The sequence below is a fragment of the Streptomyces sp. NPDC052225 genome, from assembly GCF_040679615.1.
Taxonomy (GTDB): Bacteria; Actinomycetota; Actinomycetes; order Streptomycetales; family Streptomycetaceae; genus Streptomyces.
This window is the reverse complement of record NZ_JBFAVD010000008.1, coordinates 213,494-238,888: the sequence shown is the minus strand read 5'-3', so window position 1 is coordinate 238,888 and position 25,395 is coordinate 213,494. Positions and strand designations below refer to the sequence as shown.

Sequence of the window (25,395 nt, the reverse complement as noted above, 5' to 3'; positions counted from 1 at the left end):
CAGGTCGGCTGGGTAATGTGACGCGTCACAAGGAGGCGCCCGCACCGGACGAGGGAGGAACCGTGTCCCTGTCGCCCGAGGCGCGCTCGCTCGCCGCGCGCTGCGAACCGCGCGTCAATGAACTCGCCCGCCGGATGGCCCGGGAGTCCTTCGAGGAGCTGCCCGGGTACGCGGAGCTGCCCGACGACGTCAAGGACCTGGAGATCGCGGCGACCGCGCGGCACGGCGTACGGCTCTTCCTGCGTCACGTCGGCGCCCCGGAACCCGACCGGTCCGGCAGCCACCGGGTGTTCCGCGAGCGGGCCGCTCAGCGCGCGGAGGAGGGCATGCCGCTGCACCTGCTGCTGCGGACCCACGCGCTCGGCGTCTACGTGCTGTGGCAGGCCCTGCGCGACGTGGCGCGGCCCGGTGAGGAGGCCGCCCTCGTCGAACTGGTCGACATCCTGCTGCGGAGCCACCCGGGCATCGTGGGCGCCGTCGCCGAGACCTACCTCGACGAGCGGTCCGCCCTGGAGGCCGAACAGCGGGCACAGCAGCGGTCGTTGGTGCGCGGGCTGCTCGACGGGATGGTCCCGCCCGGGCATGTGCTCCTCGACCAGCTCCGCCTCGAAGGGCCCGCGCTCGTCCTGGCGCTCGGTCTCGACCGGCCGCCCGCCGAAGGGCCCGTCGCTGTCCGGCGCCGGCTGCGGCGCGTGCAGACCGTCCTCGACCACACCTTCGGCGTGGACGTCCTGGCGCTCCTGGACGGCGACGGAGGCCGGGTCATCGTCCCCGACGACAGCGCTCCGCCCGAGGACCTGTCGCGCCGCCTGAGCAAGGCCAGCGGCCTTCAGATGAGGGTGGCCGCGGTGCCGGCGGCCGGGCCCGAGGACATCACCGACGCGGGGCGCACCGCGACCGAGATCCTGCGCATCGCGCGCGCGTGCGGGATGCCCCCGGGCCTGCACCGCCTGGACGACGTTCTGCTGGAGTACCACCTCTCGCGCCGCAACGAGAGCAGCGACCGCATCGCCGCGCTGCTCGACCCGGTCGCCGAGCGGCCCGAGCTCCTGGAGACGCTGCGCACCCACCTGGCGCACCAGCAGGACCGCAGGGCGACCGCCGCGGCGCTCGGGCTGCACCCGAACACCGTCGACAACCGGCTCGCGAAGATCGCCGACCAGACCGGCATCGACCTGTCGTCACCGCGTGGCACGGCGCTCGCGCTCGCGGCTCTCTTGTTGCGCGACTCCGAAAGCTGACGCCTATAAGCCGGCGCGTACATACCGGCGCGTATAAGCCGGCGCGAGTACAAGCCGACGACTACAAGGTGGCTACGAACAGGCGCTGACCAGCCGAGAACCGGGCTTCTACAGAGGACGCCCGTACGCGCGCAGCGTGCGCAGCGCCTCGATCGTCACCATGGGGCGCGCCTCCAGGGCGGTGCCGGGCGCCCACTGCCGCCAGCGGACCGGCCAGCCGCCGTCCTGCTGTTGTTCGCGCTCCAGGTGGTCGAGCGACAGCGCCATCTCCTCGTCGGTGAACCAGGAGCGCGCCAATGACTCGGGGGCCCTCGCGTAGTCGTACGGGAAGTGGTGCTCGCCCGGGGCGTACCCGGGAGCGACCGGAGCGTCGTCCAGGCGCGCCGGATCGAGCACCACGAGTCGCTGCTCCCGGACGAGACGGCCGATCCGGTCGGCGGCCGCCCGCGCGCGTGAGCGGTCCGGGACGCTGTCGAGGAAGGCGACCGCGGCCTCCACCTCGTACGGATGCGACGTCTTCAGGGACTCGATGGCCGCCCAGCAGAAGTCCGTCGCGCGGAACAGCCAGGCGTGCCACACCTCGTTGCGGTGCAGTAGGCCGACGACGGGTCCGGTGGCGAGCAGGGCGCCCGGCGGGTCGTCGACGACGGGCACGAACGGGGCGCAGGGATAGCCGCGCTGGCTGGGATGCACCGCTGGAAGGGCGCCTTCCGGGGTCGAGACGGCGGTGAGGTAGCGGCAGACGCGCTCCACGCGCTGCCCCGAGCACCGTCCGACGGAGTCCAGGACGCGCAGCGCGTGACCGGTGGCGAGGGGCTGGCTGACCGGGCCGCGCAGATCGGGTTCGAGGGCGTGTCCGTAGCCCTCGTCCTCGTTGCGGTAAGCGGCCAGTGCGGTCTCGACGGCGTCGGCCGCGGCGGTCGAGCCCTCCAGGAAGTGGTAGGTGAAGCGGCGCTGTTCCAGCACGCGCGCGGTCAGCCAGACGAACGGTTCGGCACGGGAGAGCGGGGAGCGTGCCGAGGGCGATGAGGGGAGTGGGGAAGCTCCGGTTTCGGCCATGCACCGACCGTAGGGCGGAAAGCGTTCTCGGCAACCCTCCCGGGCCCGGCTGCACTCTCAGGGGCGGGATACTGGAGTCATGCGGTTGACGGTCTTCTGGCAGCAGATGGCGGAACACTTCGGTTCCGGGTACGCGGACACCTTCGCGCGCGATCACGTGATGGCGGGCCTCGGCGGGCGCACCGTCCAGGAGGCGCTCGACGCCGGCTGGGAGGCGAAGGACGTCTGGCGTGTGGTGTGCACCACCATGGATGTCCCGGCCGAGAAGCGCTGAACGGGATGGAGAAACGGGGGCGGCCACCGATTGTCGGTGACGTGGGCGAGACTGGCACCGTGGCAGCGACAGACGAGAACCTCCAGGTGGCGGCTGACGCCGCTCCGCCCGGCACGACGCCGCCCGAGCGGCCGCCGGGCGCGGCGCCGAGCCCGCGCGCGGGCATGCCGCGCTGGCTGCCGCGCGCGATGGTGCTGGCGCTGGCTCTCGTCGCCTGCTTCCAGCTGGGCAATTGGGCCTTCCACCAGCTGACCGGGCTGCTGATCAACATCCTGATCGCGTTCTTCCTGGCCCTCGCCGTGGAGCCCGCGGTGAGCTGGATGGCCGGGCGCGGGATGCGCCGCGGGCTGGCCACGGCGCTCGTCTTTCTGGCCGTCATGGTCGTCGGCGCCGGCTTCGTGGTGCTGCTCGGATCGATGCTCGCGGGCCAGATCGTGGACATGGTCGAGGACTTCCCGAAATACCTCGACCAGGTCATCAGCTGGGTCAACCAGACGTTTCACACGGACCTCAACAGGGTCGAGGTCCAGGACAGCCTGCTGCACTCGGACTGGCTCCAGAAGTACGTGCAGAACAGCGCGACCGGCGTCCTGGACGTGTCGGCGCAGGTGCTCGGCGGCCTCTTCCAGCTCCTGACGATCCTGCTGTTCTCGTTCTACTTCGCCGCCGACGGGCCGCGGCTGCGGCGTGCGCTGTGCTCGGTGCTGCCGCCCGCGAAGCAGGCCGAGGTGCTGCGCGCCTGGGAGATCGCCGTCGACAAGACCGGCGGCTACCTGTACTCGCGCGGCCTGATGGCACTGATCTCCGGGGTCGCGCACTACATCCTGCTCGCGGCGCTCGATGTGCCGTACGCGCCGGTGCTCGGTGTGTGGGTGGGTCTCGTCTCGCAGTTCATCCCGACCATCGGCACGTATCTGGCGGGCGCTCTGCCGATGCTGATCGCCTTCACCGTGGACCCCTGGTACGCGCTGTGGGTGCTCGTCTTCGTGGTCGTCTACCAGCAGTTCGAGAACTATGTGCTGCAGCCGAAGCTGACCGCGAAGACGGTGGACATCCACCCGGCGGTCGCCTTCGGTTCGGTCATCGCGGGTACGGCGCTGCTCGGCGCCGTCGGCGCGCTGATCGCGATCCCCGCCGTGGCCACGCTCCAGGCGTTCCTGGGGGCGTACGTGAAGCGGTACGACGTCACGGACGACCCGCGGGTGCACGGGCATCGGCGGCGCGGTGGGGCGTCCCTCCTCGCGCGGGCCCGCCGGGTGCTGAAGGAACCGGAGGGCGGGGCCGGGCGCGAGGCTCAGTAGGTCAGGGCGGCCCAGGCGCCGGCCGCCAGGACCGCGACAACATAGGCGCCCACGGCCGCATACATGACGCGGTTCTTGGCGCGGTCACTCCATGACGTACGGGTCATCAGCCAGGCCAGGACCGGCAGGACGAGCACGGCGTGCAGGCTCACTCCGTGCAGCGGCTTCAGGGCGGCCGTCGAGTGATAGGCCGCCTCCTGGTGCCCGGCCCGTGTCAGTGCCACCCCGCGCGCGATCATCGCCGCCCCGGACGCGAGCGCGACCAGGAGGACGGCGAAACCGGCGCGCACGGCGAGAGGCATTCCGGTGGGGCCGCCCGGACGGTTCCTGAAAGAGGCGAGGGTGAAGACCGTCAGGAGCACGACCAGGATGCCGCCGCCCACCGCGAGCGACATGGAGACGACCGTGTCGAAGGCGGTCTCCATGTCGAGATGCGACGGGACTCCGCGCCAGGCCTGGAGGGTGATGCCGCCGACCTCCAGGACACAGTCCGCCGCGAACACGACGAGCAGGACGCTCCTGAGCCGCGAACCCACCTGGAGGTACGACGTCACCCACGTGAGGGCGATCAAGGTCAGGCCGAAGGAGAGCCCGAAGGTGATCGGCTTGCGCCAGGAGACCGGCCCGGTCCACGGACCGCCGTCCACGCCGAGGACGACGAGATGGAAGGCGCCGGAGGCGATCAGGACGAGACCGGTCGCGTAGCACAGGCGCTCGGCCCGGCGGGCCGAGCGCCACAGGGGGCCGACCCTCCCGGCAACCGCGGGTTCCGGCGTCCCGGCCTTCGTGGCCTTCGCGGCCGTCGTGGTCTTCGTGGTCTCCATGGGGACAAGGCTCGTCGCGTACGCCCGCCGGGTCGTCGTCCGGCCGAAGGCACTGGTCGTACGACGGGGGGAGTATCCGGTGTGGCTGGCGGCCCCCATGGGCGGGCCGGGTTAAGCGGACGCGGCTGCGGGTTGTGCGGGCGCGACCGACGCGCTGCGGTGCCGCGCCGCGGCGATCCCCGTGCCGATTCCCGTGATCACCAGCCCGACCAAGCTGAAGACCAGCGGCAGCAGCCATAGCGAGACGAATCCGTTGATCCTCGCGTCCTCGGGGCAATCGGCGCGGTACAGCACCTCGACCCGCTTTTGGGCGGCCGCAGCGGCGTGTCCCGCAAGAGCCACCCTGCCCTGGGCCCGCTCGGCGCCGGCCGGATACGAGACCGAGATCCCCGCCACGGTCGGCCCGGCGGCCAGGAACAGCCTCCCGAAGGTGATCAGGCCGAATGTGGCCCACCAGCCGGAGCCCCGGCCACGAACCTGAACCCGCACTTCGTCCCTCTCGTCCCGCATCGCTTGCTCGGAGGCAAGGGTGTTGTCCCGGATGCGACAGGGCGCCGTGCGCCGCGTGGTGCGCTTGACACCAAAATCGAACATCCATTCTTATGGAGTGTCCAGGGGCTCTCTCGCCAACAATCCCAAGGGATTCGAGGAGAGTGACCGGGCGAGGAGCCTCGAGTTATCCACAGGCCGGACGGGCGTCGAGGCCGATTGTCAGTGGCAGGCGTTAGCGTCTTTGACGTGAAGCGATCGACTCAAGCAAATCGGGTGGAACCCATGGCAGGAACCGACCGCGAGAAGGCGCTCGACGCCGCGCTCGCACAGATTGAACGGCAATTCGGCAAGGGCGCAGTGATGCGCATGGGCGAGCGGCCGAATGAGCCCATCGAGGTCATCCCCACCGGGTCGACCGCGCTCGACGTCGCGCTCGGCGTCGGCGGCATCCCGCGCGGCCGTGTGGTGGAGGTGTACGGCCCGGAGTCCTCCGGTAAGACGACCCTGACGCTGCACGCCGTGGCCAACGCCCAGCGGGCCGGCGGCGCGGTGGCCTTCGTGGACGCGGAGCACGCCCTCGACCCCGAGTACGCGAAGAAGCTCGGTGTCGACATCGACAACCTCATCCTGTCGCAGCCGGACAACGGCGAGCAGGCGCTCGAGATCGTCGACATGCTGGTGCGCTCCGGCGCTCTCGACCTCATCGTCATCGACTCCGTCGCCGCGCTCGTGCCGCGCGCGGAGATCGAGGGTGAGATGGGCGACTCGCACGTGGGCCTTCAGGCCCGACTGATGTCGCAGGCGCTCCGGAAGATCACCTCGGCTCTCAACCAGTCGAAGACCACGGCGATCTTCATCAACCAGCTCCGCGAGAAGATCGGTGTGATGTTCGGCTCGCCGGAGACCACGACCGGTGGCCGCGCGCTGAAGTTCTACGCCTCGGTGCGCATGGACATCCGCCGCATCGAGACCCTGAAGGACGGCACGGACGCGGTCGGCAACCGCACCCGCGTCAAGGTCGTCAAGAACAAGGTCGCGCCGCCCTTCAAGCAGGCCGAGTTCGACATCCTCTACGGCCAGGGCATCTCCCGCGAGGGCGGCCTGATCGACATGGGCGTGGAGCACGGCTTCGTCCGCAAGGCCGGTGCCTGGTACACGTACGAGGGCGACCAGCTCGGCCAGGGCAAGGAGAACGCGCGCAACTTCCTGAAGGACAACCCCGACCTGGCCAACGAGATCGAGAAGAAGATCAAGGAAAAGCTGGGCGTCGGTGTGAAGAAGACCGAGGAGCCGGCCGCCGAGCCGGCCGCGGACGCGGCAGCCCCCGCGGTCGCCGAGGACGCGGCCAAGACGGTGCCCGCGCCCAAGGCCGCCAAGTCCAAGGCCGCGGCGGCCAAGAGCTAGTCCGTGACACGACGAACCGACTGGGCCGAGTTCGACGCCCACCCCGCCGTCCCCCAGGGCCAGGGGCGCGGGGGCGGCGAGGGGGACGAAGCCGCCGGGTACGGGGAGGGCGGATACGACAGCGAAGCGGGGGACGGCGCGGCGGACGGGCCGCGCCGGGGTGGACGTGCGCGGGGCGGGGCCGGGCCGCGCGGACGTCGGCGCCGGGGCGGGTTCGGGGACCCGTCCGGTGCCGCACAGGACGACGGCCCCCCGGACCCGTCGAGGGCCGGGCGCGGGGAGCCGTCAGGGGACCCGGCGGAGCGGGCGCGGAACATCTGTCTGCGCCTGCTCACCGGGACCCCGCGCACGCGCAAGCAGCTGGCCGACGCGCTGCGCAAGCGGGAGATCCCCGACGAGGTGGCGGAGGAGGTGCTGTCCCGGTTCGAAGAGGTCGGGCTCATCAACGACAGTGCCTTCGCCGACGCGTGGGTGGAGTCCCGGCACCACGGCCGGGGTCTTGCCCGCCGGGCGCTCGCCCGTGAGCTGCGCACCAAGGGCGTCGACTCCGCGGTGATCGACGAGGCGGTCGGGCAGCTCGACACCGAGCAGGAGGAGGAGACCGCGCGCGACCTGGTCGCCCGTAAGCTCCGCTCCACGCGCGGGCTCGACCGTGACAAGCGGCTGCGCCGCCTCGCGGGGATGCTCGCCCGCAAGGGCTACCCGGAGGGCATGGCGCTGCGTGTGGTGCGGCAGGCGCTGGAGGAAGAGGGCGAGGAGACCGAGGACTTGGGGTTCGAGGAGTAAGGGTTCGAGAAGCAGGGGTTCGAGGGCAGGGGCTCCGCCGGTGCGGAGCCCCCTATGCTCGGAACCGCCCCCGCCCGGAACCGCCCGCCCGTCCGGAACCTCGCCCCGCCCTGGACCCCCTTCCGCCCGGAGCCATCCGGAGCCACGGCTGTCAGGCAGGTGTCACCGGCAGGCCCGCCGTCCGCCATGCCTGGAAACCGCCCACCAGGTCCGTCGCCCGGTGCAGCCCCAACTGCCGTAGGGACGCGGCCGCGAGGCTGGACGCGTACCCCTCGTTGCACAGGACCACGACCCGTAGTTCGTGGCCGGTCGCCTCGGGGGCGCGGTGGCTGCCCTGCGGATCGAGGCGCCACTCCAGTTCGTTGCGTTCGACCACGAGGGCGCCGGGGATCAGGCCGTCACGCTCGCGCAGCGCCGCGTACCGGATGTCGACCAGGAGCGCCTCGCCCGCGGAGGCCGCCGCGAAGGCCTCCGCCGGCTCGACCCGGTCGAGGCCGGACCGTACGCGCTCGAGGAGTTCGTCGATGCCCACCGGGGGCGTCGGGTCGCTCACTGCCAGTCCTCCGGGCGTTCCACCGACTCCAGGCGCAGCACGGGGCCGGTACGGCTGTAGCGGCGGATCTGCGGGAGCGGCGGGTAGTAGGCGTGCACCGAGACAGCGTGCTCGGTGGGGGACTCGTTCAGGACCTCGTGCACATGGTGGCGGCCGAAGGCGCGGCCCCGGCCGGCGCTCAACTTCCGTTCCCTGTCCACGTCTTCGGACAGTTCGAGGGTCTTCCAGCCATCAGTGGGCAGCCGGGCGGCGAGGGAGTGCTCCGTCAGTTCACCCGCGGCGGTGAGGAACGCGCCGACGGATTCGGCGTGGTCGTGCCAGCCGGTGCCGGTGCCCGGCGGCCAGCCGATGAGCCAGGCCTCGCTGCCGCCGGGACCGTCGAGCCGTACCCACGTACGGCCTTCGGGATCGAGCGGAAGGGAGGCGACGAGGTCGCGGTCCGCGGCGGTGCGGCGGACGAAGTCGAGGAGTTCGGCCTGGGTGGGCGGCGCGAGTGTGGTCGCACCGGGAGAAGGCGTGTGCAGGGACACGGGTACCGTCCTGAGAAGTTCGCGAAGGGCGCGCGCCGCGGCGGCCGTGGGTACGGCGAAGCAGGGCGGGGCGCGTGAGGGGGAGGAACAGCGAATTCAGCAGGACGGGCGACACATGCAGCCCGCGTAGCGGACCAGGTCCATATGGACCCTCCGCCACAGGCGCACATCGGTGTCGATCGTCACGCTCCGCAGTACAGCATGGCGGTGGGCACCGGTCAACCGACCGTGAGGGAGCCCACCGCCCGCGTGTTCAGGCCCGGGTCGCGCTCTCCGCGGGCTCGGTGTCCGGCACGGGCCCGCCGAGGGCCGAGCGCGCCGCTTCGTAGAGCTCGGCGGGCCGCACCCCGCTGAGCGCCGTCACCAGATGTCCGTCGGGCCGGATCAGGAGCACCGTGTGCGCGGGCGCCTCCGGATAGCTCTCGGTGACCAGGAGTTCGGCCTCGTGCGGCAGGGCGGCGACGGCCGCCGCGAGGCGCGGCATCAGGCCCGCCGACATCCAGTGCTTGCGGTCCCAGACGCCGGTGCCGGGCGCGACGAGGACGACGAGCAGCGGTCCGAGGCCGAGCCGGTCGCGGAGCTGGACGAACGAGCCGTCGGGCGCCGTCACCCGCACGTCGGCGACGGGCGCTCCTGTCGCGGTGCCGACCTCCACCTGCGAGGCGGAGCGCGCGGGCGAGAGTGGCGAGTCGGCGTACGCCCCCGGCGCGCCGAGCGGACCGTGCCCCAGATGGCCGTCCGTGAGCAGCGCGTCGTGGCCCCGGGCGGACCCGGGTACGTACGAGCGCAGGCCCTTGCCGCCCCGCAGTATCGGCAGCGCCTGGTCCGCGGCGCGCAGCCGTCCGGCGACGACGGCGCGGCGCTCGGCCTGATAGCTGTCGAGCAGCAGGCCGGAGCCGGGGCGCGGCCCGTCGTGCCAGGCCAGGGCCAGTTTCCAGGCGAGGTTGTCGGCGTCGCGCAGACCCTCGTCCAGGCCCTGGGTGCCGAGCGCGCCCAGGAGGTGCGCGGCGTCCCCGGCGAGGAAGGCCCGGCCCACGCGCCAGCGGCGGGCGAGCCGGTGGTGCACCGTGTGGACGCCGGTGTCGAGCAGCTCGTACGGCGGGGTGGAGCCTCCGCACCAGCCCGCGAGCGTCTCCCGGACGCGCGTCACCAGGACGTCCGGGGTGACCAGGTCGCTGCGGGGCGGCAGCAGCCAGTCAAGGCGCCAGACGCCGTCGGCGAGGGGCCGGCCGACGACCTCCGCGCCCGAGGGACCCGAGGTCCGCCACGGAGGGCTCCGATGGAGCAACGCCTCACCGGGCCACGGAAGTTCCGTACGCAGTGCGGCGACCGCGTGCCGCTCGACGGCGGTGCGGCCGGGGAAGCGGATGTCGAGCAGCTTGCGGACCGTGGAGCGCGGGCCGTCGCAGCCGACCAGGTAACTTCCGCGCCACCAGGTGCCCTTGGGGCCGCGGGTGTGGGCGGTCAGGCCGGTCTTGTCCTCCTCGATCGAGTCGAGGCGGGAGTCGACGGTGACCTTGATGAGCCGTTCGTGGGCGACGGCCTCGCGCAGCGCGCCGGTCAGCTCGTGCTGGGCGATGTGCAGCGGGGCGGGCAGCGCGGCCCCGAACTCCAGGGCCCGCATCTCCTGCTTGCGGCGCAGCGAGCGCCAGCCGGTCCAGCGGGCGCCGACGCCGTCGAAGGACCGTCCCGCGAGGCGCTCGGCGAGGGCCGCGGTGTCCTCGCGCAGCACGACGGTGCGGGCCGGACGCTGCTCGTCCTTGCCGGGGCCTTCGTCGAGAATCACGGACGGTACGCCCTGACGCGCGAGGGCGAGGGACAGCGTGAGCCCGACCGGGCCCGCGCCGACGACGATCACCGGATCCACAGCGCGGACCCTCCTGCCCCGGGAAGCCCGCCGGGGAGCGTCCCGCGATGATCCGCGGGCGGCGTACCAAGCGGGTCGGTGGAAGCAGGCGCACATCCCCACGCCGCCCGGGACGCGCGCTCGACGCACCGGCCGAAGGCCCGAGTAGCACCGCTACTGGGACCTTCGCCCGGCACACCGATCGCACGCCCCGAACGACGCGGAAACGCACGCCTGCTTCCACCGACCCGCTTCGACGTACAAGGACGGGCAGTTGGAGCGGGGTGCGCGTTCACAGAGCGTATGCAACCCATTGCCGGTGCTTGCGTCAAGTGACGGAGGCAGTGGCGATCCCGCCACTGCCTCCGTGGTACACGACCGGTCGATGACGCGGCGTCAGATGCCGCCGCCCCCGGCGCCTGTGCCCGCCGTTCCCGCGACGGCCGTCGGCGCGAGGACCGCTCCCGTCGACTTCTTCGCGCGCCGCAGTCGCGCCTCGAGCCATGAGGCGAACGTCGTCAGCGTGAAGTTGATCGCGATGAAGATGAGCGCCACGATCGTGAAGCAGGCGATCGTGTTCGCTCCGTAGGCGGCACTCATCGGCCGCACGGAGGCGAGCAGTTCGGAGAACGTGAGCATCGCGCCACCCAGCGCGGTGTCCTTCACGATGACGACGAGCTGGCTGACGATCGCCGGCAGCATCGCGGTCACCGACTGCGGGAGCAGGATCGCGCGCATCGTCTGGCCCTTGCGCAGACCGATGGCGTACGCGGCCTCGGTCTGGCCCTTGGGCAGGGCGAGGATGCCCGCGCGGACGACCTCCGCGAGGACCGACGCGTTGTAGAGCACCAGGCCGGTGACGACGGCGTAGAGCGGGCGGTCGTCCGACGAGACGTTCGTGAACTCGGAGTACGCCGCGTTCGCGAAGATCATCAGGATCAGGACCGGGATCGCGCGGAAGAACTCGACGACCGTGCCGGACGGAATGCGGATCGCCAGGTGGTCGGAGAGGCGCGCGATGCCGAAGAACGCGCCCAGCGGCAGCGCGATCACCATCGCGAACCCGGCCGCCGTCAGCGTGTTCTCCAGACCCGGCCAGATGTAGGTCTCCCACGGGCGGATGTCCGTGAAGAACGGCTTCCACTTGACCCAGTCGAGCTGGTGCTTGTCGTTGAGCTTGACGACCACCCACCACGCCACGAGGGCGAAGACGACGAGGAAGCCTATGGAGTACAGGATGTTGCGCCGCTTGGCCCGGGGGCCGGGGGCGTCGTAGAGGATCGACGTCATCGCTTCACCGCCACCTTCTTGCTCACCCAGCCGAGGATCAGACCGGTCGGCAGCGTCAGGCAGATGAAGCCGAACGCGAAGACGGCGGAGATCAGGATGAGCTGGGCCTCGTTCTCGATCATTTCCTTCATGAGGAGCGCGGCCTCGGCGACACCGATGGCCGCGGCCACGGTGGTGTTCTTGGTGAGCGCGATCAGCACGTTGGCGAGCGGGGCCACCACGGAGCGGAAGGCCTGAGGAAGGATGATCAGCCGCAGCACCTGGCTGAAGCTGAGCCCGAGTGCGCGGGCCGCCTCGGCCTGGCCGAGCGGCACCGTGTTGATGCCCGAGCGCAGCGCCTCGCAGACGAACGCCGCCGTGTACGCGGTCAGACCGAGCACCGACAGACGGAAGTTGGTGCTGTCGAACTGACTCGAGCCCATGTCCATGCCGAGCGTCTGGAAGAGGCCGAGCGAGGTGAACACGATGATGACGGTGAGCGGAATGTTCCGCACGATGTTGACGTACGCGGTGCCGAAGCCGCGCATCATGGGGACCGGGCCGACCCGCATGCCGGCCAGGACGGTTCCCCATATGAGGGAGCCGACGGCTGAGAGAGCGGTGAGTTTCACCGTCACCCAGAACGCTCCCAGCAGGTCGTAACCTTCAAGAAAGTCGAACACGATCTCCCGCGCTTCCGCGTGTGTGGAGGGCTGCCGGATGTGAGGAGGGCGCGGCGGTCCGTCCTTGCGGAGGAGCCGCCGCGCCCTGCGTCACCACGTCACTTGACGATGTTGCCGATCTTCGGGGCGGGCTCGTTCTTGTAGTTCGCCGGGCCGAAGTTGGCCTTCACGGCCTTCTCCCAGGAACCGTCCGAGACCATCTTCTCCAGGGCCTTGTTGATCTTGGCCTTGAGGTCGCTGCCCTTCTTGACACCGATGCCGTAGTTCTCGTTGGTCATCTTGAAGCCGCCGAGCTTGAACTTGCCCTTGAACTCGGCCTGCGCGGCGTAACCGGCGAGGATCGAGTCATCGGTGGTCAGCGCGTCGATCGCCTTGCTCTCGACACCCGTCAGGCACTCCGAGTAGCCGCCGTACTCCTGGAGCTGGGCCTTGGGGGCCAGCTTGTCCTTGACGTTCTGCGCGGACGTCGAGCCCGTGACCGAACAGAGCTTCTTGTTGTTCAGGTCCTTCGGGTCCTTGATGGTGTTGTCGTTCGCGCGGATCAGCACGTCCTGGTGGGCCAGGAGGTACGGGCCGGCGAAGTCGACCTTCGCCGCGCGCTCGTCGTTGATCGAGTACGAGGCGGCGATGAAGTCCACGTCACCGCGCTGCAGCATGGTCTCGCGGTCGGCGCTCTTGGCTTCCTTCCACTCGATGTCGCCCGCGTCGTAGCCGAGTTCCTTGGCCACGTAGGTCGCGACGTCGATGTCGAAGCCCTCGTACTTGCCGTCCGGGGTCTTCATGCCGATGCCGGGCTGGTCGATCTTGACGCCAATGGTGATCTTGCCGCCGCCCGAGCCGCCCTTGTCGCTGTCGCCGTCATCGCTGCCGCAGGCCGTGGCGGTGACAGCGAGGGCGAGGGCGACGGAGGCCGCCGCGGTGATCTTGCGAAGCTTCATGAGGAACATCCTTCGTGTCGCAGATTCGGCAGGTAGGAAAAAACTCAACACGCGCGCGTGGGGCGCCGGTTCGGGGCGCACGCGCGGGCGCGCGTCAGTGGTGCAGGATCTTCGACAGGAAGTCCTTGGCCCGATCGCTGCGCGGGTTGCTGAAGAACTGGTCGGGGGTGGCCTCTTCGACGATGCGGCCGTCCGCCATGAAGACGACGCGGTTGGCCGCCGAGCGGGCGAAGCCCATCTCGTGCGTGACCACCACCATGGTCATGCCGTCCCGGGCGAGCTGCTGCATCACCTCAAGGACCTCGTTGATCATCTCCGGGTCGAGCGCGGAGGTCGGCTCGTCGAAGAGCATCACCTTCGGGTCCATCGCCAACGCGCGGGCGATGGCGACGCGTTGCTGCTGGCCGCCGGAGAGCTGCGCGGGGTACTTGTCCGCCTGCGTGCCGACGCCGACGCGGTCGAGCAGCGCGCGGGCCTTCTCCTCGGCCTGCTTCTTGTCCGCCTTGCGGACCTTGATCTGGCCCAGCATCACGTTCTCGAGCACCGTCTTGTGCGCGAAGAGGTTGAAGGACTGGAAGACCATGCCCACGTCGGCGCGGAGCCGGGCCAGCTCCTTGCCCTCCTGGGGCAGCGGCTTGCCGTCGATCGTGATCGCGCCGTCGTCGATGGTCTCCAGGCGGTTGATCGTGCGGCACAGCGTCGACTTGCCGGAGCCGGACGGGCCGATGACGACCACGACCTCGCCGCGCGCGATCGTCAGGTCGATGTCCTGGAGCACGTGCAGCGCGCCGAAGTGCTTGTTCACCCGGCTCAGTGCGACCAGCGCGTCGCCCACAGGGGGAGTGGCGTCCTTGGTCACCGAAACGTCGGTCATCGGGGTGGTGCTCCATCCTCCTCGGTTGGGAGGACAGTAGTAACCCGGTACGACCAGCGTCATTACATCTGAGGGGAAATTGAGCATAACGATCCGGCCGCAACCGGACACAATGCGTGAAGGCGGCGCGGGTCGCGCGTACCGGGTGCATAACGGAACAAGGACGTAACCCGCAGGCACTTGACGACATCCTTATGTATCGGCGTGGATGCCTGGGTGAACCTGGAGAGGCCGGGATACGTGAGGGGGCCGGAATGAGACTGCTGCTCGTCGAGGACGACGACCATGTGGCCGCGGCTCTGTCGGCGGTCCTGTCCCGCCACGGCTTCGCCGTGCACCACGCGCGCAACGGCGAGGAGGCGCTCCAGGCGCTCGTCCCCGAACCCGCCGCGTTCGGAGTCGTCCTGCTGGACCTCGGCCTGCCCGACCAGGACGGCTACGAGGTCTGCGGCAAGATCCGCAAGCGCACCTCGACGCCGGTCATCATGGTGACCGCGCGCGCGGACGTACGGTCGCGCATTCATGGCCTCAACCTCGGTGCGGACGACTACGTAGTGAAGCCGTACGACACAGGGGAGTTGCTCGCCCGCATCCATGCCGTCAGCCGGCGCAGCGTGGCGGGGGAGACCGCGGCCGTCGCCGAGAGCGGGCTGCGACTCGGCCCCGTCCACATCGAACTGCCCACGCGACAGGTCACGGTGGACGGCAGCGCGGTCCAACTCACCCGTAAGGAGTTCGACTTGCTGGCGCTGCTCGCGCAGCGGCCCGGGGTCGTCTTCCGCCGGGAACAGATCATCAGCGAGGTGTGGCGCACCAGTTGGGAGGGGACGGGGCGCACCCTGGAGGTGCACGTCGCCTCACTGCGCTCCAAATTGCGGATGCCCGCCCTCATCGAGACCGTGCGCGGCGTCGGCTACCGGCTCGTCGCCCCGGCCGCTTAGCACCCCGTAGAGTCCCCGCGTGCGCACTCGCCTGCTTCCGCTGCTCATCGTCCTCATGGCGGGCGTGCTCCTCGCGCTCGGCTTCCCGCTCGCCGTGAGCGTGGCCTCCGCGCAGCAGCAGAAGGTCGTGGTCGACCGGATCGACGACACCGCGCGGTTCGCCTCGCTCGCGCAGTTCGTCACCACGCGGCCCGCTCCGGGCGCCGCCGCCGAGACCGACGAGCGGCAGCAGACGCTCCAGAAGGAGCTCGACCGCTACCACGACGTGTACGGGATAAGGGCCGGTGTCTTCTACCGGGACCGCGAGCCGATGGGCAGTGCGCCCAGCAGCTTCCGGGTGCCGTTCGCCGAGGGCGCCCTGCGCGACGCCTTCGAGGAGGCGCTGTACTCGCGCGGCAGCCACGACCCGCCGCAGGTGTGGCCGTGGCAGCGCGGCCGGCTCGTGGTCGCCTCGCCCGTCATCCGCGACGGCGACGTCGTCGCGGTCGTCGTCACCGACTCGCCGACCGGCGCGATGCGCGCCAAGACGCTGCGCGGCTGGCTGGTCATCGCGGCGGGCGAAGTGGCCGCGATGCTGCTCGCGGTCGGCGCCGCGCTCCGCCTGACCGGCTGGATCCTGCGTCCCGTACGCGTCCTCGACGCCACCACCCACGACATCGCCACGGGCCGTCTCAAGTCACGCGTGGCGGCTGCCGGCGGTCCGCCGGAACTCCGGCGCCTGGCCCGGTCGTTCAACGAGATGGCGGACAACGTCGAGAACGTGCTGGAGCAGCAGCGCGCCTTCGTCGCCGACGCCTCGCACCAACTGCGCAACCCGCTGGCCGCCCTGCTGCTGCGCATCGAAGTCCTGTCGTACGAACTGCCGGAGGGGAACGAGGAGATCGCGTCCGTACGGGCCGAGGGCAAGCGCCTCGCCCGCGTCCTCGACGACCTGCTCGACCTGGCCCTGGCCGAGCACGCCGCCGCCGACCTGCACCTCACCGACCTCGGCGAGCTCGCGACCGAGCGGGTCGAGGCCTGGCGTCCGACCGCCGACGAGAAGGGCGTCCGGCTCGTCGCCGACTGCCCGGCCGCGACCGGCTGGGCCGACCCGATCGCGCTGTCCAGCGCCCTGGACGCAGTGATCGACAACGCGCTGAAGTTCACGCCCGCAGGCGAGGAGGTCCGCGTCACCGTCGTGGCGAACGGCGGCACCACCGCCATCGAGATCGCCGACCGCGGCCCCGGCCTGCGCGAGGAGGAGCTGGCCCGCATCGGCGACCGGTTCTGGCGCAGCACCCAGCACCAGAACATCAAGGGCTCGGGGCTCGGCCTGTCCATCTCGCGGGCCCTGCTCACGGCCGGCGGCGGCACGATCACGTACGAGACGCACGAACCGCACGGCCTCAAGGTGACGCTGCGCGTGCCCAGGACCGCGCCGGTCCCGCAGTCCCGCGACGCGGGCCCCGGGGAGCGGCTCGCGGAGCCTCAGGGCTTGACCGAGCGGTAGTAGCGGCGTGCGCCCTCGTGCAGGGCGAGCGGGTCCGTGTAGACGGCCGTCCTGAGGTCGACGAGCTGAGCCGCGTGCACCTCGGCGCCGATCCGGTCCCGGCTGTCGATCACCGTACGGGTCATCGCCTCGGTCAGCCGCGGATCGGTGCGGTCGGTCGTCACCAGGAGGTTCGCCACGGCCAGCGTGGTCACGGGCTCGCCCTGCTGCGCGGCCGGGTAGGCGTCGGCGGGCATCACGGCGGCGCGGTAGTAGCGCGAGGCGCCGCCCTGCTGGTGCAGCTTCTCCACCAGGCTGCCGAGCTCGACCAGGCGGATCGGGAACTCCTCCGAGAGGTCGCGTACATGGTCGGTGGGCAGGCCGCCCGACCAGAAGAACGCGTCGATCTCGCCGGATTGCAGCGCCCGCGGCATGGCGTCTATCCCGATGTTCCGCGGCTCGATGTCCTGGTCGATGTCCAGGCCCGCGGCCGACAGGAGCCGGTCGGCGATCAGCCGTACGCCCGAGCCCGCGCCGCCGACGGCGACCTTCTTGCCGCGCAGGTCGGCCACCGACCTCACGTCGGACGTCTTCGGCACGACGAGCTGCATGTAGTCGTCGTAGAGGCGGGCGCAGCCGCGCAGCCGGTCGGCGCCGGGCAGCCTGTCGGACTGGTACTTCGCCACGGCGTCGGCCGCGGCGATCGTGAAGTCGGCCTTGCCGGTGGCCACCCGCTCCACGTTCATCCACGAGCCCTCGCTGCTCGCGAGCGTCACGTCGAGGCCGGGCACGTCGCGGGCGAGGGCCGATTCGAGGAGGTCGCCGTAGAGCTCGTAGACACCGGTGCGGGCTCCCGTGCTGAACGTGATCCGGCCACTCGGCGTCTCATCGCCCAGCGGCAGCACCCACCACAGGAGCAGCCCGAACACCACAAGGCCGACCGCGGAGCCCGTGAGGGCGCGGCGGCGGGTGAAACGGGCGGACAGCTGCGACATGGGCGCGATCCTGCCAGGTCGGACCCGGCGCTGACCAGGGCCTGCATACCGCGGCGGACGCACCGAAAACCCGTGGACCCTGCACCCGCCGCCGCGGGACACTTTTCCCTCGACGACGAGGGGTTGACGTGGCAACGACACCCGAGTTACCCAGCACGACACCCGGCCGCGGAGCGGTCATGCTCGCCCTGCGCCACTACGTGGGAGAACTGCGCCGGCAGCGCCGCATGACGGTCCCCGCCCTGCTCCTCCCGGCATTCGGCAACATCGGCCTCCACTACGTGGCCCCCTTGCTCGTCGCCAAGCTCGTCGGCGACATCGCGGGCTCCCACACGGTCAGCGTCTCCGAAGCGCTCCCGTACGTCCTCGCCTTCTCCGGCGTCCTCCTGGTCGCCGAGACGCTGTGGCGCTTCGGCTTCCACTGCCTCAACCGCCTGGACGCGCGCGGCGTCGAGCGGCTCTACATCTTCGGCATGGACGAGCTGTACGCGAAGGACGCCGCGTTCTTCCACGACAACTTCGCCGGATCGCTCACCAAGCGCGTCCTGAGCTTCGCGTCCCGCTTCGAGGAGTTCGTCGACACGCTCGTCTTCCGGATCACGGCCGACCTCGTACCGCTGCTGTTCGGCTCGGTCGTCCTGTGGACCTACGAACCCCTGCTCGTCGTCGGCCTGTTGTCGATGATCGCGCTGACCGCCGTGTGCGTGGCGCCGCTCATCCGCCGCCGGCAGCGTCTCGTCGACGCGCGCGAGGCGGCCGTCGCCCGCGTCGCCGGACACGTCGCGGACAGCCTGATGAACATGGACACCGTCCGCGCGTTCGCCGCCGAGGAGCGCGAGGCCGCCGAACACCGCACCCGTGTCGCCGAGTCATGCCGACTGATGCTCCGCTCCTGGGACTACGGCAACCTGCGCATCGACACCGTCGTCGCCCCGCTCTCCGTCCTCACGAACGCCCTCGGTCTGCTGCTCGCGGTCACGCTCGGCGCGGGACACGGCGTCGAGGGCGTCGTCGTCGCCTTCACGTACTACACGAACGCGACGCGCATCATGTTCGACTTCAATCAGATCTACCGCCGCCTGGAGAGCTCGATGACGGAGGCGGCCCAGTTCACGCAGCTCCTCCTCGACCCGCCGACCGTCCTCGACCCGCCCGCCCCCGAACCCCTTCGCCGCGGCCGCGCGGACGTCCGCTTCGAGAAGGTGACCTTCGCGTACGCGGGCGGCCGGCCGCTCTTCGAGGGCCTCGACCTGGACGTGCCCGGCGGCGCCCGGATCGGCTTCGTCGGCCGCTCCGGCGGCGGCAAGACGACCCTGACCCGGCTGCTGCTGCGGATGACCGACCTCCAGGGCGGCCGGATCCTCGTCGGCGGCCAGGACATCGCGGCCCTGCGCCAGCGCGACCTGCGCAGCCTCATCGCGTACGTGCCCCAGGACCCGGCCATGTTCCACCGCAGCCTGCGCGACAACATCGCCTTCGCCCGGCCCGACGCCACCGACGCGGAGGTCCGGCGCGCGGCGGAGGCGGCGCACGTCACGGAGTTCGCCGACACCCTGCCCGACGGCTTCGACACTCTCGTCGGCGAGCGTGGCGTCAAGCTCTCCGGCGGCCAGCGCCAGCGCGTCGCCCTGGCCCGCGCCATCCTGCGTGACGCCCCGATCCTGCTCCTCGACGAGGCGACCAGCGCCCTGGACTCCGAGAGCGAGGTCCTCGTCCAGGAAGCGCTGTGGCGCCTCATGGAGGGCCGCACCGCCCTCGTCGTCGCGCACCGCCTGAGCACGGTCGCGGGCATGGACCGCCTCGTCGTCCTCGACCGCGGGCGGATCGTGGAACAGGGCACGCACCAGGAGCTGCTCGACTCGGACGGCACCTACGCCCGCCTGTGGCTGCACCAGTCGGGCGGCTTCCTGGACGACAGCGCCGAGGACGAGCAGCCCCAGGAGGTCCGGCTGAGGCCGTGAGGACGTGTCCTCCGGACGGCCTACCCTTGTTCCATGACCAGCAGCGGCGACCGGAGTCAGGCAGTGGACGTTCAGGACACCAAGACGTATGAAGTGCGCACCTACGGGTGCCAGATGAACGTCCACGACTCCGAGCGCTTGTCGGGCCTCCTTGAGGACGCGGGGTACGTCCGCGCCCCCGAGGACGCGGACGGCGACGCCGACGTCGTCGTCTTCAACACCTGCGCGGTCCGTGAGAACGCCGACAACCGCCTCTACGGCAACCTCGGCCGCCTCGCCCCCCGCAAGGCGTCGCGCCCCGGCATGCAGATCGCCGTCGGCGGCTGCCTCGCCCAGAAGGACCGCGACACCATCGTCAAGAAGGCGCCCTGGGTCGACGTCGTCTTCGGCACGCACAACATCGGCAAGCTGCCCGTCCTCCTGGAGCGCGCCCGCGTCCAGGAAGAGGCCCAGGTCGAGATCGCCGAGTCCCTGGAGGCCTTCCCCTCCACGCTGCCGACCCGCCGCGAGAGCGCGTACGCGGCCTGGGTCTCCATCTCCGTCGGCTGCAACAACACCTGCACCTTCTGCATCGTGCCCGCGCTGCGCGGCAAGGAGAAGGACCGCAGGACCGGCGACATCCTCGCCGAGATCGAGGCCCTGGTCGCCGAGGGCGTCTCCGAGATCACCCTCCTCGGCCAGAACGTGAACGCCTACGGCAGCGACATCGGCGACCGCGAGGCCTTCAGCAAGCTGCTGCGCGCCTGCGGCACGATCGAGGGCCTGGAGCGCGTCCGCTTCACGTCTCCGCACCCGCGCGACTTCACGGACGACGTGATCGCGGCGATGGCCGAGACGCCGAACGTGATGCCGCAGCTCCACATGCCGATGCAGTCCGGCTCGGACGCCATCCTCAAGTCGATGCGGCGCTCGTACCGCCAGGAGCGCTTCCTCGGCATCATCGAGAAGGTCCGCGCCGCCATCCCGGACGCGGCCATCACCACCGACATCATCGTGGGCTTTCCCGGCGAGACCGAGGAGGACTTCGAGCAGACGATGCACGCCGTCCGCGAGGCCCGCTTCTCCGCCGCCTTCACCTTCCAGTACTCCAAGCGCCCCGGTACGCCGGCGGCCACCATGGAGAACCAGGTCCCCAAGGAGGTCGTGCAGGCGCGCTACGAGCGTCTCGTCGCCCTTCAGGAGGAGATCTCCTGGGAGGAGAACAAGAAGCAGGTCGGCCGCACCCTGGAGCTCATGGTCGCCGAGGGTGAGGGCCGCAAGGACGGCGCCACGCACCGCCTCTCCGGCCGCGCCCCCGACAACCGCCTCGTCCACTTCACCAAGCCGGACACCGAGGTCCGCCCCGGCGACGTCGTCACGGTCGAGATCACGTACGCGGCCCCGCACCACCTCCTCGCCGAAGGCCCCGTCCTGAACGTGCGCCCCACGCGCGCGGGCGACGCATGGGAAAAGCGCAACAAGGAGGAGCAGGACAAGAAGGCCGGCGTCATGCTGGGCCTGCCCACGGTGGGCGTCCCCGAGCCGCTGCCGGCGATGACCGGGGGCTGCGCGGTCGACTGACATGAGGTGACGGGGGACGGGTCGTGCCGCACTGGGTGATCGTCGTGGACCACGACCGGGGCGAGGGGGAGAGCCTCGCCCCGGTCGCCCGGTTCGACGGCACGCGCGAAGAAGCACGCCGCAGGCTGTACGAGACGGCGTGCACGCACCGGTTCAGCACCTCCTTGCGCGAGCGGCGCCGCGAGGTGTTCCGGCAGGACGACGACGCGTACTACGTGGAGATCCGGGGCGCCCTCGGCACGTACCGCCTGCGCTACTGCCTCGCGGAACGGGTCTGGAGCTCCGAGGAGCCGCCGCCCGTGCCGCGGTCCACCTCGGCGGGTCTTCCCGACCCCGGGGAACCGGCTCCCCGCTACTGGAGCGCGCCCGACCAGTAGGCTGCCGATCATGCTTGTCGCCGCCGCCGTCTGCCCCTGCCCGCCCCTCCTCGTGCCCCAGGTCGCCGCCGGGGCGGCCCCGGAACTGGACGCCGCGCGCGCGGCGTGCGACGAGGCGATCGCGGCGCTGCTCGCGGCCGGACCCGACATCATCTGGGTGATCGGCGAGGGCCCGCGCACCGGCGTCCACCGGCCCGGCGCCAAGGGCTCCTTCCGCCCCTTCGGCGTCGACCTGGACGTTCACTTGGGCGCGGCCCCGGCCGATGCCGTGGAGGCCACGCTCCCGCCGTCCCTCTCCGTAGGCGCGTGGCTGCTCGCGCGCGCGGGGTGGACCGGGAACGTGCGCGGCTACGAGGTGACGGCGGACCTGTCGGCGTTCGACGTCACCGAAACCGGCCGGCGCCTCGCCGACGGCCCTCTCGGTACGGAGCGCATCGGCTTCCTCGTCATGGGCGACGGCACCGCCTGCCGCACCGTGAAGGCCCCCGGCTACCTGGACGAACGCGCCGAAGGCGTGGACGCGCACATCGCCGAGGCGCTGCGCACCGCCGACCGGGACGGTTATCTGGCCGCCCTCGACGCGGACCTCGCCCGCGAGCTGAAGATCTCCGGCCGCGTCCCCTGGCAGCTCCTCACCGACGCCTGGGACAAGCGGGACGGCACGGCCCGCCTCCTGTACGAGGACGCGCCCTACGGAGTCGGCTACTTCGTGGCCTCCTGGACGTAGCCCCGCACCGGGCCGCACACGGCGGACGGCCGCGGAACCGGTGGGTTCCGCGGCCGTCCGCCGTGCGTGCCCGCCCGCGACGTCAGGACGCAGCCGGGGGCGACGGCGTGCCCCCGCCGTCCTGGCCGTTCGCATCCGGCCCGGAGAGCTTGTCCAGGGCGTCCTTCGCCTTGTCCGTACCCTGCTGGATCTTGTCGCTGTACTTGCCCTTGGTCTTGTCGTCGACCACCTTGGCGGCCTTGTCGAGACCCTGGTCGATCTTGTCCCCGTGCTGCTGCGCGAGGTCGGAGACCTTGTCCTTGGCAGGGTTGAGCTTAGCTTTCAGAGAATCCAGGAAGCCCATGGATGCACCTTCCCTCGCGGAACCTACTTGCGGACGCTCTCGCCGGCCCCGTTGTCAGCGGCCTGTTCCGCGGACTGCTGCTTCGGAATCTCCACGCTCTCCGTCGCGGCGGCCTCCACGGTCTCGCCGGTCTCGGTCTCCACGGCCTTCTGCTCGCCCGTGGCGGCCTCGGTGGCCTCGGCAGGGCTCTCGGCCCCATCCGCTTCCGGCTCGGCCGTCAGAGTGGCGGCCTGCGCCTCGGCGGTTGACGCCTCGTCGCTTTCCTTGACCTTCCGGCGAAACATGGCAAAAACGCCCATTTCAACTCCATACGTTACTCGTGTGGGCGAAATCCCGCCCTGGCCGGTGCGTCTCATTGCGTCGCACGGGTCACCGGTCCTCGAACCGGGCGGCCGGAACCTCGCAACAGGCAACGAACCCGGACCCGTGCCGTCACGTAGCTCGTTCGAGAAGAGGTCCCGAGGTTTGCGAGACTGTGGCGGTGAGTAGCGCAGCTCCCGCCCCGCGGGTCATCGCCGTCGTCGGTCCCACCGCGGCGGGAAAGTCCGATCTCGGTGTCTTCCTCGCCAAGGAACTCGGCGGCGAAGTCGTCAACGCCGACTCCATGCAGCTGTACCGGGGGATGGACATCGGCACCGCCAAGCTGACGCCCGAGGAGCGCGCCGGAGTCCCGCACCACCTCCTGGACATCTGGGACGTCACGGTGACCGCCAGCGTCGCCGAGTACCAGAAACTCGCCCGCGCGGAGATCGACCGCCTGCTCGCCGCGGGCCGCTGGCCCATCCTCGTCGGCGGATCCGGGCTCTACGTAAGAGGCGCCGTCGACAAGATGGAGTTCCCCGGCACCGACCCCGAGGTCCGTGCCCGCCTGGAGGACGAGCTCGCGCTGCGCGGCTCCGGCGCCCTGCACGCCCGCCTCGCCGCGGCCGACCCGGAGGCCGCGACGGCCATCCTGCCGAGCAACGGCCGCCGCATCGTGCGCGCCCTCGAAGTCATCGAGATCACGGGGAAGCCCTTCACCGCCAACCTCCCCGGACACGACTCCGTCTACGACACCGTCCAGATCGGCGTCGATGTGGCCCGCCCCGAACTCGACGAACGCATCGCCACGCGCGTGGACCGCATGTGGGACGCCGGACTCGTCGACGAGGTGCGCGCACTGGAGGCCCAGGGGCTGCGCGAGGGGCGTACGGCGTCGCGCGCACTCGGCTACCAGCAGGTCCTCGCGGCGCTCGCGGGGGAGTGCACCGACGACGAGGCGCGCGCCGAGACCGTCCGCGCCACCAAGCGCTTCGCGCGCCGCCAGGATTCGTGGTTCCGGCGCGACCCCCGGGTGCATTGGCTCAGTGGGGCCGTCGCCGAACGCGGGGAACTCCAGGGCCGTGCAATGGCGTTGGTCGAACGACCGGTTACAGCCTGATCACGTGATGGCATCGGGACGCTCGGGCGGTCATCCCGGCCTCCCGGAGCGTGCCATCATCGACCATCGATCGACCAGTGGAGTCCGGAGTGGGAGGGCGCGTGGCGATGGAGGCCGGCCCTCGTGACACCGCACCAGGCGGCGAGCAACTGAGCCCCGACGGTCCCGAGCGGACCCCGGACGGCGTGATCGCCGACGGCCCGACCGTGGACGAGATCGCCGCGCAGGACGAGGCGGCGGAGGTCGAGGTCGAGCTGCGCCCGCAGCGCCGGCTGCGCATCTGGCAGCTCGCCCCCATCGTGATGCTCGCCACCATCGGCTCCCTGATGTTCGCGTTCCCGCTGTTCTTCGAGTTCGGCGACGGCGGCGCCGTGGTCGCGATGCTGGGTCTGCTGATCAGCTCCTGCGCCGCGGGCTGGGGCATGATGGCCGCCCGCCGCGTCGGCTACACCCTGCCCGGCCTCCCGCCGCGCGGCTCCGGCCGCCGGCCGGACTGGCGGGTCGTGGGCGCGTACGTGGTCGTGGTCGCCGCCGCGGCGGTCCTGGCGGTCTGGCGCGTCGCCCGGCTCCGCTGAGCCGGTCCTCCCGCGGGCTTGTCGGAGCCATCTCGTACGATCGAGAAATGACGACCTTCCTCAAGGGCCACGGGACCGAGAACGACTTCGTGATCATCCCGGATCCGGAGAACGCGATCGCGCTGTCCCCGGCCGTCGTCGCGGCCCTGTGCGACCGCCGCGCCGGCATCGGCGGGGACGGCATCCTGCACGTCGTGCGCTCCGCCGCCCACCCCGAGGCGCGCCACCTGGCCGGCGAGGCCGAGTGGTTCATGGACTACCGCAACGGAGACGGCTCGATCGCCGAGATGTGCGGCAACGGCGTACGGGTCTTCGCCCGCTACCTCCAGCACGCGGGGCACGTCACCGAGGGCGATGTCGCCGTGGCCACCCGCGGCGGTGTCAAGAAGGTCCACATCGACAAGGAAGGCCTGATCACGGTCGGTATGGGCAAGGCGGCGCTTCCCGCGGGCGACGTCACGGTCAGCGTCGACGACCGCACCTGGCCCGCCACGAACGTGAACATGGGCAACCCGCACGCCGTGGCCTTCGTCGATGATCTGGGTCACGCCGGCACGCTCTACGACGCACCCCCCTTCGCACCGGCGAACGCCTACCCGGAGGGTGTGAACGTCGAGTTCGTCGTCGACCGCGGCCCGCGCCACGTCGCCATGCGCGTGCACGAGCGCGGCTCCGGCGAGACCCGCTCCTGCGGCACCGGCGCCTGCGCCGTGGCCGTCGCCACCGCCCGCAGGGACGGCCTGGACCCGGCCGTGACCGGGGCCCCCGTCACGTACGAGATCGATCTGCCCGGCGGCAGACTGACCATCACCGAGCGGCCCGACGGCGAGATCGAGATGACCGGTCCCGCCGTGATCGTGGCCGAGGGTGAGATCGAAGCGGACTGGTTCGCGGCGATCGAAACCGTAAACCCGTGAACCTTCGCTCGAATGGGTGATCCGTTTCACGCTGGGC

28 protein-coding genes are annotated in these 25,395 nt (G+C 71.1%); 14 read left to right on the top strand and 14 right to left on the bottom strand.

Annotated elements, in window-relative coordinates; all coding sequences use genetic code 11:
- Window positions 1-62 precede the first annotated feature (62 nt).
- The gene (locus AB0L37_RS15375) at window positions 63-1,241 is read left to right on the top strand and encodes a helix-turn-helix domain-containing protein (RefSeq protein WP_365504613.1); all 1,179 of its coding nucleotides are present in this window, start codon (window positions 63-65) and stop codon (window positions 1,239-1,241) included.
- Window positions 1,242-1,349: 108 nt separating this feature from the next.
- Here the strand turns inward: AB0L37_RS15375 and AB0L37_RS15370 are convergent, their stop codons facing one another.
- Window positions 1,350-2,300: a hypothetical protein gene (locus AB0L37_RS15370; RefSeq protein ID WP_365504611.1), complete on the bottom strand. Its 951-nt coding sequence runs from the start codon at window positions 2,298-2,300 to the stop codon at window positions 1,350-1,352.
- 79 nt (window positions 2,301-2,379) lie between these two features.
- Between AB0L37_RS15370 and AB0L37_RS15365 the strand changes: the two genes are divergently transcribed.
- Both AB0L37_RS15365 and AB0L37_RS15360 read left to right on the top strand, forming a co-directional pair.
- Complete coding sequence (locus tag AB0L37_RS15365) at window positions 2,380-2,574, top strand: DUF3046 domain-containing protein (RefSeq protein WP_365504609.1); 195 nt, start codon at window positions 2,380-2,382, stop codon at window positions 2,572-2,574.
- A 59-nt stretch (window positions 2,575-2,633) separates the two neighbouring features.
- Window positions 2,634-3,875, top strand: a complete 1,242-nt coding sequence (locus AB0L37_RS15360; RefSeq protein WP_365504607.1) for an AI-2E family transporter — start codon at window positions 2,634-2,636, stop codon at window positions 3,873-3,875.
- On the opposite strand, the gene AB0L37_RS15355 is transcribed toward AB0L37_RS15360, so the two are convergent.
- Complete coding sequence (locus AB0L37_RS15355) at window positions 3,869-4,699, bottom strand: hypothetical protein (protein WP_365504605.1); 831 nt, start codon at window positions 4,697-4,699, stop codon at window positions 3,869-3,871. The genes AB0L37_RS15360 and AB0L37_RS15355 overlap by 7 nt on opposite strands.
- Before the next feature lie 111 nt (window positions 4,700-4,810).
- Entirely contained in the window at window positions 4,811-5,293 is a 483-nt protein-coding gene (locus AB0L37_RS15350; RefSeq protein WP_365504603.1) for a DUF3592 domain-containing protein, read from the bottom strand.
- A gap of 180 nt (window positions 5,294-5,473) precedes the next feature.
- Between AB0L37_RS15350 and recA the strand changes: the two genes are divergently transcribed.
- A complete protein-coding gene (gene recA / locus AB0L37_RS15345; RefSeq protein ID WP_365504601.1) occupies window positions 5,474-6,595 on the top strand; it encodes a recombinase RecA in 1,122 nt (373 codons plus the stop codon).
- A 3-nt stretch (window positions 6,596-6,598) separates the two neighbouring features.
- Window positions 6,599-7,381 (top strand): recombination regulator RecX, encoded by a 783-nt coding sequence (gene recX / locus AB0L37_RS15340; RefSeq protein ID WP_365504599.1) that lies wholly within the window; start codon window positions 6,599-6,601, stop codon window positions 7,379-7,381.
- Between the two features lie 151 nt (window positions 7,382-7,532).
- On the opposite strand, the gene AB0L37_RS15335 is transcribed toward recX, so the two are convergent.
- The 8 genes from AB0L37_RS15335 to AB0L37_RS15300 form a co-directional block, all read right to left on the bottom strand.
- Window positions 7,533-7,934: a rhodanese-like domain-containing protein gene (locus AB0L37_RS15335; protein ID WP_365504597.1), complete on the bottom strand. Its 402-nt coding sequence runs from the start codon at window positions 7,932-7,934 to the stop codon at window positions 7,533-7,535.
- Window positions 7,931-8,464 (bottom strand): cysteine dioxygenase, encoded by a 534-nt coding sequence (locus tag AB0L37_RS15330; protein ID WP_365504595.1) that lies wholly within the window; start codon window positions 8,462-8,464, stop codon window positions 7,931-7,933. The genes AB0L37_RS15335 and AB0L37_RS15330 overlap by 4 nt, the downstream gene beginning before the upstream one ends.
- Window positions 8,465-8,560: 96 nt before the next feature.
- Entirely contained in the window at window positions 8,561-8,632 is a 72-nt protein-coding gene (locus AB0L37_RS15325) for a putative leader peptide (RefSeq protein WP_317852217.1), read from the bottom strand.
- 85 nt (window positions 8,633-8,717) lie between these two features.
- On the bottom strand, window positions 8,718-10,331 hold the full coding sequence (locus AB0L37_RS15320; RefSeq protein ID WP_365504593.1) for an FAD-dependent monooxygenase: 1,614 nt from the start codon (window positions 10,329-10,331) through the stop codon (window positions 8,718-8,720).
- 375 nt (window positions 10,332-10,706) lie between these two features.
- Complete coding sequence (locus AB0L37_RS15315; RefSeq protein WP_365504591.1) at window positions 10,707-11,600, bottom strand: amino acid ABC transporter permease; 894 nt, start codon at window positions 11,598-11,600, stop codon at window positions 10,707-10,709.
- On the bottom strand, window positions 11,597-12,262 hold the full coding sequence (locus AB0L37_RS15310; protein WP_365504589.1) for an amino acid ABC transporter permease: 666 nt from the start codon (window positions 12,260-12,262) through the stop codon (window positions 11,597-11,599). The genes AB0L37_RS15315 and AB0L37_RS15310 overlap by 4 nt, the downstream gene beginning before the upstream one ends.
- 98 nt (window positions 12,263-12,360) lie before the next feature.
- On the bottom strand, window positions 12,361-13,200 hold the full coding sequence (locus tag AB0L37_RS15305; RefSeq protein WP_365504587.1) for a glutamate ABC transporter substrate-binding protein: 840 nt from the start codon (window positions 13,198-13,200) through the stop codon (window positions 12,361-12,363).
- A gap of 94 nt (window positions 13,201-13,294) precedes the next feature.
- Window positions 13,295-14,074: an amino acid ABC transporter ATP-binding protein gene (locus AB0L37_RS15300; protein WP_365504585.1), complete on the bottom strand. Its 780-nt coding sequence runs from the start codon at window positions 14,072-14,074 to the stop codon at window positions 13,295-13,297.
- Window positions 14,075-14,328: 254 nt separating this feature from the next.
- Between AB0L37_RS15300 and AB0L37_RS15295 the strand changes: the two genes are divergently transcribed.
- Together AB0L37_RS15295 and AB0L37_RS15290 are read left to right on the top strand one after the other, a co-directional pair.
- Window positions 14,329-15,015 (top strand): response regulator transcription factor, encoded by a 687-nt coding sequence (locus tag AB0L37_RS15295; protein WP_365504583.1) that lies wholly within the window; start codon window positions 14,329-14,331, stop codon window positions 15,013-15,015.
- A 19-nt stretch (window positions 15,016-15,034) separates the two neighbouring features.
- Window positions 15,035-16,504 carry a HAMP domain-containing sensor histidine kinase gene (locus AB0L37_RS15290; RefSeq protein ID WP_365504581.1) on the top strand — a complete coding sequence of 490 codons (1,470 nt, stop codon included), beginning with the start codon at window positions 15,035-15,037 and terminating at the stop codon, window positions 16,502-16,504.
- On the opposite strand, the gene AB0L37_RS15285 is transcribed toward AB0L37_RS15290, so the two are convergent.
- Window positions 16,483-17,478 (bottom strand): TAXI family TRAP transporter solute-binding subunit, encoded by a 996-nt coding sequence (locus AB0L37_RS15285; RefSeq protein ID WP_365504579.1) that lies wholly within the window; start codon window positions 17,476-17,478, stop codon window positions 16,483-16,485. The genes AB0L37_RS15290 and AB0L37_RS15285 overlap by 22 nt on opposite strands.
- Window positions 17,479-17,657: 179 nt before the next feature.
- Between AB0L37_RS15285 and AB0L37_RS15280 the strand changes: the two genes are divergently transcribed.
- The 4 genes from AB0L37_RS15280 to AB0L37_RS15265 are packed head-to-tail and all read left to right on the top strand — an operon-like array spanning window position 17,658 to window position 22,103.
- On the top strand, window positions 17,658-19,439 hold the full coding sequence (locus AB0L37_RS15280; protein ID WP_365504673.1) for an ABC transporter ATP-binding protein: 1,782 nt from the start codon (window positions 17,658-17,660) through the stop codon (window positions 19,437-19,439).
- Between the two features lie 33 nt (window positions 19,440-19,472).
- Window positions 19,473-20,999: a tRNA (N6-isopentenyl adenosine(37)-C2)-methylthiotransferase MiaB gene (miaB, locus tag AB0L37_RS15275; RefSeq protein ID WP_365504577.1), complete on the top strand. Its 1,527-nt coding sequence runs from the start codon at window positions 19,473-19,475 to the stop codon at window positions 20,997-20,999.
- 23 nt (window positions 21,000-21,022) lie between these two features.
- Window positions 21,023-21,376 carry a hypothetical protein gene (locus AB0L37_RS15270; RefSeq protein WP_365504575.1) on the top strand — a complete coding sequence of 118 codons (354 nt, stop codon included), beginning with the start codon at window positions 21,023-21,025 and terminating at the stop codon, window positions 21,374-21,376.
- Between the two features lie 10 nt (window positions 21,377-21,386).
- A complete protein-coding gene (locus AB0L37_RS15265; RefSeq protein ID WP_365504573.1) occupies window positions 21,387-22,103 on the top strand; it encodes a class III extradiol dioxygenase subunit B-like domain-containing protein in 717 nt (238 codons plus the stop codon).
- Window positions 22,104-22,185: 82 nt separating this feature from the next.
- Here AB0L37_RS15265 and AB0L37_RS15260 read toward each other — a convergent pair whose 3' ends face one another.
- Window positions 22,186-22,446: an antitoxin gene (locus tag AB0L37_RS15260; RefSeq protein ID WP_365504571.1), complete on the bottom strand. Its 261-nt coding sequence runs from the start codon at window positions 22,444-22,446 to the stop codon at window positions 22,186-22,188.
- A gap of 23 nt (window positions 22,447-22,469) precedes the next feature.
- Window positions 22,470-22,730, bottom strand: a complete 261-nt coding sequence (locus AB0L37_RS15255; RefSeq protein ID WP_365504569.1) for a hypothetical protein — start codon at window positions 22,728-22,730, stop codon at window positions 22,470-22,472.
- Between the two features lie 197 nt (window positions 22,731-22,927).
- Between AB0L37_RS15255 and miaA the strand changes: the two genes are divergently transcribed.
- From miaA to dapF, 3 genes are all read left to right on the top strand, one after another.
- Window positions 22,928-23,866, top strand: a complete 939-nt coding sequence (gene miaA / locus AB0L37_RS15250; protein WP_365504567.1) for a tRNA (adenosine(37)-N6)-dimethylallyltransferase MiaA — start codon at window positions 22,928-22,930, stop codon at window positions 23,864-23,866.
- Window positions 23,867-23,973: 107 nt separating this feature from the next.
- Entirely contained in the window at window positions 23,974-24,441 is a 468-nt protein-coding gene (locus tag AB0L37_RS15245; RefSeq protein ID WP_365504671.1) for a hypothetical protein, read from the top strand.
- Between the two features lie 47 nt (window positions 24,442-24,488).
- Window positions 24,489-25,358 (top strand): diaminopimelate epimerase, encoded by an 870-nt coding sequence (gene dapF, locus AB0L37_RS15240; protein WP_365504565.1) that lies wholly within the window; start codon window positions 24,489-24,491, stop codon window positions 25,356-25,358.
- The last annotated feature ends 37 nt before the right edge of the window (window positions 25,359-25,395 follow it).